Annotated in this window: 7 protein-coding genes; 4 read left to right on the forward strand and 3 right to left on the reverse strand. The window is 70.6% G+C overall.

Going from position 1 to position 11,121, the window contains the following annotated elements; genetic code table 11:
* Positions 1-155: 155 nt before the first annotated feature.
* The gene (locus KGQ19_RS31675) at positions 156-4,049 is read right to left on the reverse strand and encodes a leucine-rich repeat domain-containing protein (RefSeq protein WP_212015970.1); all 3,894 of its coding nucleotides are present in this window, start codon (positions 4,047-4,049) and stop codon (positions 156-158) included.
* A 115-nt stretch (positions 4,050-4,164) separates the two neighbouring features.
* Between KGQ19_RS31675 and KGQ19_RS31680 the strand changes: the two genes are divergently transcribed.
* Complete coding sequence (locus KGQ19_RS31680; RefSeq protein ID WP_212015972.1) at positions 4,165-5,325, forward strand: phosphotransferase family protein; 1,161 nt, start codon at positions 4,165-4,167, stop codon at positions 5,323-5,325.
* Here KGQ19_RS31680 and KGQ19_RS52160 read toward each other — a convergent pair.
* Entirely contained in the window at positions 5,313-5,582 is a 270-nt protein-coding gene (locus tag KGQ19_RS52160; RefSeq protein WP_212015974.1) for a DUF4389 domain-containing protein, read from the reverse strand. The two genes, KGQ19_RS31680 and KGQ19_RS52160, sit on opposite strands and share 13 nt — an antisense overlap.
* Before the next feature lie 512 nt (positions 5,583-6,094).
* Positions 6,095-7,210 (reverse strand): hypothetical protein, encoded by a 1,116-nt coding sequence (locus tag KGQ19_RS31690; RefSeq protein WP_212015976.1) that lies wholly within the window; start codon positions 7,208-7,210, stop codon positions 6,095-6,097.
* Between the two features lie 86 nt (positions 7,211-7,296).
* Between KGQ19_RS31690 and KGQ19_RS31695 the strand changes: the two genes are divergently transcribed.
* The 3 genes from KGQ19_RS31695 (at position 7,297) to KGQ19_RS31705 (ending at position 10,434) form a co-directional block, all read left to right on the forward strand.
* Positions 7,297-8,208, forward strand: coding sequence for an LLM class flavin-dependent oxidoreductase (locus KGQ19_RS31695; RefSeq protein ID WP_212015978.1), 912 nt, complete (start codon positions 7,297-7,299; stop codon positions 8,206-8,208).
* 23 nt (positions 8,209-8,231) lie between these two features.
* On the forward strand, positions 8,232-9,101 hold the full coding sequence (locus tag KGQ19_RS31700; RefSeq protein WP_212015980.1) for an arylamine N-acetyltransferase family protein: 870 nt from the start codon (positions 8,232-8,234) through the stop codon (positions 9,099-9,101).
* A 310-nt stretch (positions 9,102-9,411) separates the two neighbouring features.
* Positions 9,412-10,434 carry a DUF4132 domain-containing protein gene (locus tag KGQ19_RS31705; RefSeq protein WP_212015982.1) on the forward strand — a complete coding sequence of 341 codons (1,023 nt, stop codon included), beginning with the start codon at positions 9,412-9,414 and terminating at the stop codon, positions 10,432-10,434.
* Positions 10,435-11,121: the final 687 nt, after the last annotated feature.

Genomic DNA, 11,121 nt, shown 5'->3' on the forward strand with positions numbered 1-11,121 from the left:
GGCGCTGCGGCTGCCTGAGGGTTGATCGGCCCGCTGAGGCCCGCTGGGGCTTCGCAGCACGCCTGAAGGCCTCATAGCTACGCCCCGGCCCGGAGAAGCCCGGACCGGGGCGCGTAGAGCCTTGTCAGCCTCCTGCCAGCCTGTCGGCTGCCCGGTCAGCTGCCGCTGCGCCAGGGCTGCGAGGGCGCCGGCGGCGGGCCGTAGCCGGGAGGCGCGCCGAAGTGGGTGCTGTCGGCGTCGGAATCACCGGGCTGCCAGGCCCGCTCCTCGAACGCACCGGGCTGAGCGGGCGGCACGTAGGAATCGGGCCCCTCGATCACATCGACGACCGACTCATCCACCACCACGGCGGGACCGTCGTAGACAATGGTCGGCTGATCAGCCACCGGCTGGAACACCACCGCCGGCTCCTCCACCACCGGAACAGCCTCCTCAACCGCCACCACCTCAGCAGCCTCGGCCTGCACCACACCCTCGGCGACGACCTCCCCCTCAGGCCCCCGCACCACGAAGGACTCCCCCTCACCGAATCCCATGGCCCGAGCCAACGACTGCAACTCAGCCTCCTGCTCAGCCCCAGCGGCAACCACACCCTGCTGAGGCACCGACCCCCGCTGCCCCGGCACGAGCGCCTCGCCGCTCACCGCTGCCGCACGCCGCCCCGTACGGGTACGGCGCTCGTCGGCGGAAAGGGTCTCGACGCTTTCCACGGCTTCGGGGTCTGCAACATCAGGGGCGACGGCATCGGGGTCGACAGCATCAGGGTGCTGGTCATGCACGGTGGGCAGGTCCGGCTCGGCCTGGGGGGCGACAGCCGCATCGGCTTGCGGGCCGCGGCTGTCTTGGACAGCGTGCGCCGGAGGTTCAGCTGCGGCTTCCGAATGCTGTTCGGCGCCATGCGGAGCGACCAGGTCGGCTTGTGAGCCGAAAGTGTCTTGCTCAGCGGGCATCGGAGTCTCGGCAGCTCCATACTGAGGCGCGGTCTCAGCTGCGGCATGCGAACCGCCAGCGACGCCAATATGCGGAGCGATCGCATCGGCTTGCGGCCCGAGAGCGTCTTGCTCAGCGGGCACCGGAGTCTCACCAGCGGCGTGCGCGCCACCAGCCGAGTCCGGCTGCTGTTCGGCAGCTCCATACTGAGGCGCGGCATCGGCCTGCGGGCCGCGATTGTCTTGCTCAGCAGGCACCGGGCTCTCACCAGCGGCATGCGCGCCGCCAGCCGCATCGGCCTGCGGGCCGCGAGCATCCGGCTGCTGCTCGGCGCCAGTATGCGGAGCGATCGCATCCGCCTGCTGCCCGGTACCAGCATGCTGGGCAGGCGCATCAGCCTGCGCACCCGCGACCACGCCATTCACCGCGTGCGTCCCAGCCGCCTCAGCCCCCGTGCCCGGCTGCTGGGCTGCCGCCGCCGCTGCGGCTGCGGCTGCGGCCTCCGCCTCGTCGGCGCGGTTGGCGGCGGCGACCATCTCGGCCAGCAGTGCCGCTTCCTCGGCGGCGGCTGCTTCGTGGGCCGCGGTCAGGGCCGCTTCGTCGTCGCCTGCCTGGGCGGCTGCCACTGCCTGCGCGGCGAGCGCCACCGCCCTGTCGTCCACGAATTCCGTGGCGGCTTCGGCGATTTCGGCTGCCAGGTCGGCGGGGTCCTCGGCTTCGGGGGCGGCGCCGACGATCACTTCGGCCGCCAGTTCGCGGCGTACGGCTTCGGCCGCTGCTTCCAGGACCGAGCGGGCCAGGGCGCGCAGGGCTGGTTCGTCGGCGGAGTGCAGGGATGCCAGGACTTCGGCTTCGGCGGCTGCCACCGCCGCGTCGAGGACGCCGCCGGCGTTGAGGACTTCGGCGAGTTCCGAGTCGATCTCTTCGGAGACGATCGCCTGGGCGAGGGCTTGGGCGGTCGCTGCCTCCCCCGGTGCGGCGGCCGAGGCGAGGGCGTCGGACGCGGCGGGGTCGGCGAGGACCTCCTCGACCGCGGCCATCGTTTCCGCCTCGGATGCCGGCTCCGACGCCGACTCGGCGTCCGTGTCCGTGTCCGACTCCGAACCCTGCGCCGCCCCGGCGTCGATGCCCGGCAACGCCCCCGGCTCCGGCTCAGCCAGCTCCGGCTCGGCCTGCTCCGCTTCCGCCGCCTCCGAAGAAGCCGCCTCAGCGAAAGCCTCCTCGACCGCCGCCTCCACGGCGGCCTCCGTCATACCCACACCCGCACCGGCACCGGCATTGGCGCCCACACCCGCACCGATACCGGCGCCGGCATCCGCATCCGTCCCGGCCCCCGCGCCGGCCGCCTGCGCCATCAGGGCCGCCTCGGCGTGCACCACGCCGCCGACGATGCCGGCGATCGCCTCCGCCTCGTGCCGCCGCGCGCGCTCCGCTTCCTCGACGCCGGCTTGGGCGACGGCGTCGCGCTTGTCGGCGGGGATGCGGTCGCCGAGGGCGCCGAACAGCGTCTTGTCCGCGGCCAGGGCCATGGTGCCGACGTCCCAGTTCTCCGGGACCCCGGTGAGCAGCGGGTTGTCGCTGAGGTCGAGTTCCTTCAGCGTCAGCTTCTGCCAATTGCTGCTCGGCAGGTCCGTCAGCCGGTTGCCGCGCAGGACCAGCGTCTCCAGCTTCGGCAGGTCGCATACCGAGCGCGGGACCCAGGTCAGCTGGTTCTCCGCGACGTCCAGTTTGCGCAGCGCCTCCAGGCCGCCCAGGGCCCGCGGCAGGGAGGACAGCTCGTTGTCGGCCAGGTCCAGCGTCACCAGGTTGCGGAGCATGCCCAGCGTGCGCGGGACCCAGGCCAGCTGGTTGGAGGCCAGGTTCAGCATCGTCAGGGCGCCGAGCCCGGAGAGCTGGAACGGCAGCTCCCGCAGGTTGTTGCCGACCAGGTCCAGCGTCTCCAGCCGGTGCAGCCCGCCGAGTCCGGCCGGCAGCGTCTCCAGATCGCAGTAGGCCAGCGAGAGCCAGGTCAGCCGCTTCAGCGCGCCGACGGACCCCGGCAGCGCCGTCAGCGGGTTCTGCGCCAGGTTCAGGGTGTCCAGGTTGGCCAGGCCGTCGAAGCTGTCCGGGAGGTCGCGCAGGCTGTTGCGGGAGACGTCCAGCGACGTCAGCACCCGCAGCGCGCCGAGCGAGGGCGGCAGCTCGGTGAGCCGGTTGTACGTCAGGCTCAGCTTGTCCAGCGACGCCAGCCGGCCGATCGCCTCCGGCACGTGGGTCAGCCAGTTGTCGGCCAGGTTCAGGTCGGTCAGCCGGCTCAGGTCCGCCACTGAGGCCGGCAGTTCCTCGAGGTGGTTGCCGCTCAGCGAGAGCGTCTGCAGCTCACTGAGATTGCCGATGGACGCCGGAAGGGTCTGCAGCTGGTTCTTCTGCAGGTACAGCTTGGTCAGCGAGGCCATGTCGCCGATCGACGTCGGCAGCTTGCGCAGCCGGTTGCCGGTCAGGCTCAGCTCCTGCAGCCGGATCAGGGCTCCGATACTCGGCGGCAGCTCGGTCAGCACGTTGTCGTCAGCGGACAGCGTGACCAGGGACTGCGTGTCGCCGATCCAGTCCGGCAGCTCGGCGAGCCGGTTGCCGTCGACGACCAGGGTGCGCAGGCTCGGCGCGCCGAGCGAGTTCGGCAGCCCGGGGAGCTGGTTCTTCTGCAGGTACAGGTGGACCAGGTTGCCCAGGCGCCCCACCACTTCCGGGAGCGCCGTGAACGCGTTCTCGTCGAGCCACAGGCTGGCCAGCCGTTCCAGCTGCTCGAACTCCTCCGGGAGGGCGGACAGGCCGTTGCCGGTCAGGCTCAGCTCGATCAGCCCGCTGAGCCGGGTCACCTGCACCGGTAACTGTCCGCAGCCGTTGTTGTCCAGCCACAGCCTGCGCAGCCCGCCCAACTCGGCCACGGTCTCGGGCAGGTCCCGCAGGCGGTTGCCCGAAAGGTTCACGAACGTCACCGGCGCGAGCTCCGGCAGCCGGCCGAACTCCGCGGGCAGCCCGGTCAGACCCAGATTGGACAGGTCCAGGCCCGCCTCACCGTTGTCCTCGGTGGTGAGACGGTCACTGATGAGCCTTCTGATGTGGTCGATGTCCGGATTCACAGTCCGTCCCCCTGCGTAGTTCTGGAGTGGCTTCCGCAATGCGCTCGGCGATCACAGACTGCCATCTCCGACAGGCGTATGTCGCATTGACGCTACCTTGCTTATAGTCCGCGCCGTGAGCGAACCGACCAGGAACGCCGACGCGGCGCCGGACGTCACCCGCCCCCAGACCAGCACTCGCGATCCCGAAGACCTGCGGGCCGCGCTGGAGCCCTGGCTGGTCCGCCGGACCGGTGCCACCGACGTCGAGATATCCGATGTCCGAACCCCTCAAACGAACGGGATGTCCTCGGAGACGTTGTTGTTCGACGCCCGATGGACCGCCCCGCCCGGCGAATCAGGAGGCGAAGAGCAGTTCCGCCAATGCGTGGCCCGCCTGGCGCCGGCATCCGACGCTATGCCCATCTTCCCCGAATACCGGATGCGGGATCAGTTCACTGTCATGGCGTTGGTCGGCGAACGCACGGCGGTCCCGGTGCCGCGGACTCTTTGGTATGAATCCGACCCGGAAGTCCTCGGTGCGGAGTTCTTCGTCATGGAGCGCGTCGAAGGGCTGGTGCCGCCGGACATCCTGCCCTACACGTTCGGCGACAACTGGCTCGCTCAAGCGACCGACGGACAACGGCGCCGGCTTCAGGACTCGACGGTCGCCACCCTCGCGCGCATACACGCCATCCCGGCGACAGCCGAGGAGGTCGCCTTCCTGGGGGATCTGACAGCGGACGGCGACACGGCGCTGCGGGCCCACGTCGACGGCTGGCGCGACTACTACTCCTGGGCCCACGGCGAGCAGCCGATCCCCATCCTGGAGAAGACGTTCGCCTGGCTGGACGCGCACTGGCCGACCACCGTCGACACCCCGGTCCTGAGTTGGGGCGACGCCCGCATCGGCAACATCATGTATCGGGACTTCGCCCCGGCGGCGGTCCTGGACTGGGAGATGGCCGGGATCGCGCCCCGCGAGGTCGACCTCGGGTGGCTGACCTTCCTGCACCGCTTCTTCCAGGACATCGCGGAGTTCTTCGGCCTGCCGGGACTGCCGGGTTTCCTCGACCCCGGCGATGTGGCGAGCGAGTACGCGGCCCGCACCGGATACCGCGTCCGCGATCCGCGGTTCTACGAGGTCTACGCCGCGCTCCGGCACGGGATCGTGATGGGCCGGGTGAACCAGCGCCGCGTCCGGTTCGGGGAGCAGGAGGCCCCCGACGAACCGGACGGGCTGGTGAACCACGCGGCCACGCTGGAGCGGATGCTCGACGGGGGTTACTGGTCCTGAAGCGTGAAGGGCGGGTAGGCGTCGTGCATGAGATACATGTAGCTGAACACCCGTATCTGCCAGCGCATCACACCGGTCGTGAAGTCCCACATACCCCTGGGGTATTTGCCCGTGAACAGGATCGCGAACCACGCGATGAAGCTCACGAGGCCCAGGCACAGGAACAGCACGTACAGCGCGATGAGGTGCGGGATGACCAGCAGCCACTTGACGAAGATGAGCCCGCGGCTCAGGTTCTCCGGGTACTGGAACTCCACCTTGACGGGGTACGCGCCGGGGCCTTGGGGCTGGCCGCCGTACGAGCCCGGTCCGGGGCCATAGCCGGGACCGCCAGGACCGCCGGGGTAGTTGGGGCCGCCGGACGGCGGTCCGTAGCCGGGTCCGCCCGGGCCGGCGGGCCCACCGGGACCACCGGGCCCACCGGGTCCGGCCGGCGGGCCGTAGCCCGGTCCGCCGGGACCCGCCGGGGGCCCGTAACCGGGGCCGCCAGGACCCCCCGGACCGGCCGGAGGCCCATACCCGGGAGCGCCCGAACCGGCCGGAGGCCCATACCCGGGACCGCTCGAACCGGCCGGAGGCCCATAGCCGGGAGCGGCGGGCCCACCATGTCCGTAGCCCGGTGCGCCCTGACCGGGACCGTAACCCGGCCCTCCAGGGCCGTATCCGGGTCCTTGCTGGTCTGAAGCCATGGTGTCCCCTCCGTTGGTCGACTTGAGTCGCCCTGGGAACCTACTGCCTGATCAGGGTTCGCGGAATGTCTATGCTCAGCTCAGGCCGTGGCTTCGCCGGTCGCCGACGGGGACTGCGCGGGCTGCCGGTTCACCGGGGTGATCACGTCGATCTCCGCCTCGGAACCGCGCCGGGGCCCCGACCAGCGGGCCGGCACCGCGTCGATCCGGTACGCCAGCGCGTAGGCCACCGCCTCGTAGTTCACCCGCCAGCCCCGGAAGTGCTGCCACGCTTCCTTCGGCGTCCGTTCGAAGTCGTATCCCTGGTCCCGCATCCGCTGCACGCCTTCAAGGAACTCCTCGTAGGTGAGCAGGATCGGGTCGTTCGGAGAAGGATCCGGGTTGTAGGGCACGCGTTCGGTGCGTGCGATCTCCCTCAAGGTCACATATCCGCTCCGCAGGGCCATGCGGATCTCCCCGACGTTCTGCGACGGGTTGAACGAGACGTGGAGCGCGGCGGCGTCCATGACCGCCAGCAGGGCGATCAACCAGTTGCGCTGCGCACGCGGGGACCGGAAATAGATGAGAACCGGATAGCTGGTGTGGCTCTCGGAAACGTCGGCCGTCCAGCGCTCCCATCCCCGGTAGAGGTCGGGGAGCTGGTCGTTGAGGTTGACCATCGCATAGCGGGCCAGGATCTCCGGTCCCCAGGCCGGGCCGCCGGCGCGCGCCTCCAGCATCGTCACCTCGGTCTCGCGGCGCGCGTAGGCGGCGTAGAGCGCCGGCAGGTATCCGACCAGCAGGCCGATGGAGACCGGGCCGGTGACGGCCGCGCAGAAGTCGATGGCGTTCAGCCGGGACTTGTCGGCGGAGGCGAAGCCCAGGGTGAACAGCGAGGAGCCGGCCTCCCGGATCGAGGCCCGCCAGCTCAGCGCGCCCAGCGAGAAGTTCAGCATGGAGTAGCCGACCAGGAAGCCGACGAGCCAGCCGACCAGCTTGGCGACCACCGAGAGCGGCCCGGCGTAGGCCAGGATCCGGTCCTTGGTCTCGTACCGGTCGACGCGATCGGCCAGGAACTGGAAGGCCCGGTAGACGACCCGCCCGAGCATGTTCGACAGCCCGGGCCGGAAGACCCGCGGGACCACCAGGGTCCGCACCTCCGACATGAAGGTGCCCAGCAGAATCAGGATCCCGGCCACGCCCCAGATCGTCCGCACAGTCCGGCTCCGTAGGTCATCCGATGCTGTCTTTACCCCGCGTTCCGCGCTGCTGCTTTCCCGGTGATCGTAATAGGCTCGGAGCCATGTTGCGTCTCGGCGTCTGCGTCCTGCCCGACCGTCCCTTCCGCGAGGCCGCCGCGCGCTGGCGCCGGGCCGAGGAGCTCGGCTTCGAGCACGCGTGGACCTACGACCACATCACCTTCAGCGGCATCCCGGACGGCCCCTGGTACGACGCGGTCACCACCTTGGCCTCAGCCGCGGCGGTGACCGAACGGATCAAGCTCGGGACCCTGGTGGCCTCGCCGAACTTCCGCCATCCGGTGCCGTTCGCCCAGGAGATCATGTCGCTGGACGACGCCTCCGGGGGCCGCTTCATCCTCGGCTACGGCGCCGGCTCCGGCGGCCCGGACGCCCGGGTGCTGGGCTACGGCCCGGACGGCGAGGGCTGGTCGGGCAAGGAGCGCGGCGAGCGCTACCGGGAGTCGGTCGAGATCCTGGACCAGCTGCTGCGCGGCGCGGCCGAGGGCCGGACCCGCACCACGTACCGGGGCACTTACTACGACGCCGTCGACGCCCGGATGGAGCCCGGCTGCGTGCAGCGGCCTCGGGTGCCGTTCGGCCTGGCCGCGACCGGGCCGCTGGGCCTGCGGACCGTGGTGAAGCACGCGCAGATGTGGATCGCCGACGACACCCTGGTCGGCCGGGACGGGGAGGGCCCGACGGCGGCCGACACCTGGGCCGCGCTGGAGCGGGTGGGCAAGAAGCTGGACGAGGTCTGCCAGAAGGAGGGCCGCGACCCGGCCACCCTGCCCCGGCTGTTGCTGACCGGGCTCTCGCCGTTGCGCACGATGGAGTCCAAGGCGCGGTTCGACGACGTCGCCGGCCGGGTGGAAGAACTCGGCTTCACCGATTTCGTGGTCCACTACCCGCGTGAATCGGGGGCTTACGCCACCCCGGCGCATGTGCTTGACGAGATCGCGCCCGCCAATACCTGAGGTCTGCCTTACCCTATGTCACCATGGCGAACATAGACGTCCAGGGGTATCTCCGCCGCCTGGGCATGGAGCATCCCGGAAAGCCCACGATCGAGGGGCTCTTCGCGCTGCACCGCGCGCACGTGGAACACGTCGCGTACACCTCCTTGCAGGTCCACCTCGGCCAGCGCACGACGCCGGACCCGTACGACTCCGCGGCCCGGATCATCGCTGGTGAGTCCGGGTACTGCTACCACCTGAACGGGGCGTTCGGCGCGCTGCTCGAGACCCTGGGCTACGACGTGACCATGCACCGCGGCCGGGTGTGGCACGCGGCGCCGGACCGCGGCGGGCTCGGGCCGATCAGCGAGGAGCCGAACCACCTGGTCCTGCTGGTGGAGGCCGAGAACACGCTGTACTACTGCGACGCCGGGCTCGGTGACGGACTCCACGAGCCGCTGCTGTGCGTCCCCGGCGAGACGACGCAGGGGCCGTACACGTACAAACTGGAGCGCACCCGGTTCGAGAACGCCACATCCGGCTGGAGTTTCACCCACGACCCGAAGGCGAATTCGTTCACCGGCATGGTGTTCGAGGAGCGGATAGCTTCGCTGCCGGACTTCTTCGCCCGGCACGAGTGGATGGAGACGAATCCGGAGTCCGCCTTCGTGAAGAACCTGGACGTGTACCGGCGCGACGCGACCGGCGTCGACCACCTGCGGGGCTGCGTGCTGACCCGGTCGGACGGCACGACGCAGAACACGCGCGAGATCACCGACTCCGAGGAGTGGTTCGACGCGCTGGCCGACGTGTTCGGGCTGCGGCTGCCGGGGATCGGGGACGCGGTGCAGGAGCGGTTGTGGAAGCGGGTCTGGGAGCACCACGTGGCTTGGGCGGCGCAGCAGCAGGGTTAGAAGGGCGGACGAGGCCGAGGGGGCGGACGCGGTGGGGTGGTTCCGAAGGCGGCGTAAGCGGCGCGGCGCGGAGGAGGCGGCGCAGCCGGAGAGCGGTGTCCCGGGGACGGCAGCGGCACAGTCGCAAACCAACGCCCAGAGGACGGCGGGGCCAGAACCGACGGAGCCGGCGCTGGCGGAACCGGAGCCGGGCGTCAACGATCGACAGGCGTTGGCCGCTTCGCAGGTTTCCTCCGACAGGGAACCGGCTCCGCCCAAGGCTTCGGACCGCGTCCCGTGGCGTGAGCTCGAGGTCGGCAGGTATGCACGGTTGCTCGGGCCGCTCGCGGATGATCCCGGCGTCAGCGATCTGCTGGACCACTGTGAGCTCGGCTCACAGTGGCAGCCGGCCCTCGCGCGCCGTCAGGTCCAGGCCCCGCAGGCGGGCGCCGCGCTGAACCGGCTGGCGGGGAAGGAAGATCCGCTCTGGCCGGAGTCCACCGAGTTCGTCGCCGGCGCCATCAGGGCCATGGCTCTGTTGCCCGCCGAGGAGGCGGTGCCGCTGCTGGTCCGGCTGGCCACCCAGGAGTCCGGGCTCACGACCTGGTCGACCCCCCTGGCGCGGGCCGCGGTCCGGGCGCTCGGCACGGTGCCCGGGGAGCTGGCGCCGCCGGCGTTGCACCGGCTGGCTTCCGAGGCACCGTTGGCGGCGGTGCGGAAGGCGGCGTACGCGGAACTGAAGCGTCGGCTGCACACCCTGTCGGACGCCCCGGAGTGGAGCGTCGACACCTTCGGCCTGGACCGGGACAGCCGCCGACGGATCCAGCTGGGACCGGACCACGTCGCGGTGGTGCGGGTCGAGGCCGGCGGCCGCGTGAAGGTCGGCTACCACGAGAGCCGCGGCCGGGCCTCGGGCGACGGACGGGCGCTGGCCGGCAAACCGACGGCCGCGACCGTCGACCAGGGCGCGCTGGGCGAGGTCACAGAGCTGGCCGCCAAACTGCGGACAGCGGTGCGCGCGGCCCGCACCCGCCTGGAGTCGGCGCAGAAGGAGCACCGCGAGATCCCCACGGACGACTGGATCGAGCACTACATCACGCACCCGGTCACCGGACCGCTGGCCAGGACACTGCTGTGGGAGCTGCACGACGGCGACGATTGGCGGCCAGGACTGCCGCGCCTGGTCGAGGACCGCTGGTGCCTGGTCACGCCGGACAGCGAGCGCCGGGTGCCGGTCGAAGGCGACCTGCTGCGGGTCGCCACCCCGATGCGGCTGCCGGTGCCCCAGGCGCGGAGCTGGGCACGGCTGATGGCGAAGAGCAAGGCCGAGCCGGTTCTGAAGCAGATCTTGTAGCGCTGGCGATGTCCGGCCAGCCCAGGCGCACCCACGCCCACGCCCAGGCCAAGGCCGAGTAGCGGCGGAAGCGCGACCGGCCGATCGCGGTCCGCCCGGGCGGGCCCAGGCTGGCCGAGCCACTGTTGACGCCGCGCCCCGCGTCTGACCGATCCCTAGCTCTCCCGGCCCCCTAGTGCCGTGCCGGGCAACGTTTACCTGGGAGTTCGCGCTTTGCTTGGGAGTTCGCGACGTAGTTCGCGACCTAGTTCGCGACGTGCCGGTCGCCGGGCGGGATCCGTTGGCGGGTGGAGTTAGCTGGGGGCTGGAGTTTGTGAGCCGGGTTGCGGTTGGGGTGTGGGTTTCAAAGCTTTTTACGGCCTTCGGTCATAGTTGTGCCGGTTCGGGGTTCGGGGTGGTGGGTGTGTTTGTCGGCTGCCGGTTTACGCGTTCACAACCCCGCCGCACCTCAGGCCTCTTCAACTCCAGCAAGTCGGAGCAAGGGACAGGCCAGATCAAGAACAAGATCAACGGCACAAGCAAGATCAACAGCAAGATCAAAGTCAAAACCATGGTGAAGAGCCGGGCCTCCGGCGGGCCTCGGCAACCTCAGGGAAACTAGCGCGGTTCCCTCGGGTGGCCGATCTAGTCTCAGCGGCGGCGGTTTGTGGGGTGGTGCGGTCCGTTCCCCTCGGTCGCGTCGTCAGC

Origin of the sequence: Catenulispora pinistramenti, assembly GCF_018274385.1 — a bacterium.
Classification (GTDB): domain Bacteria; phylum Actinomycetota; class Actinomycetes; order Streptomycetales; family Catenulisporaceae; genus Catenulispora; species Catenulispora pinistramenti.